The 377-nt window shown below is 60.2% G+C and carries 1 protein-coding gene; it reads right to left on the bottom strand.

Annotated elements, in window-relative coordinates:
- Window positions 1–377: Ig-like domain-containing protein (locus ADJ24_RS10760; RefSeq protein ID WP_048702443.1), on the bottom strand; the 377-nt coding region annotated here is incomplete at both ends.

Genomic DNA, 377 nt, shown 5'->3' with positions numbered 1-377 from the left:
GTGGCCGTGCCGTCCGCTTTCGCGTTATCGGTGGTCACCGTCAGGTTACCATCGGTGATGGTCGCCGTACTGCTGTCCGCCACAAAGGTGGTATCCACAGTCTGGCTGTTGCCGTTGACGGTAGCCGTCACTTTGCTTACACCGGATTTGGTGTTGGTCAGCGTGGTGGTGGCAATACCGTCCGCATCGGTGGTGGCAGAAGCGGTGGTGATCGTAGCGCCGTTGGTGGCGGTAAAGGTCACCGTCGCGTCTTTCACCGGGTTACCGTTGGCATCCGTTACGATGGCTTTCACCGCATCGGTGGCCGTACCGTTGGCTTTCGCGTTATCGGTGGTCACCGTCAGGTTACCGTCGCTGATGGTCGCCGTGCTGCTGTC

The organism is Enterobacter sp. 940_PEND (assembly GCF_001059415.1).
GTDB classification, from domain to species: domain Bacteria; phylum Pseudomonadota; class Gammaproteobacteria; order Enterobacterales; family Enterobacteriaceae; genus Enterobacter; species Enterobacter cloacae_M.
Note: the sequence above shows the minus strand (reverse complement) of the source record. Positions and strands in the feature narration are given on the sequence as shown.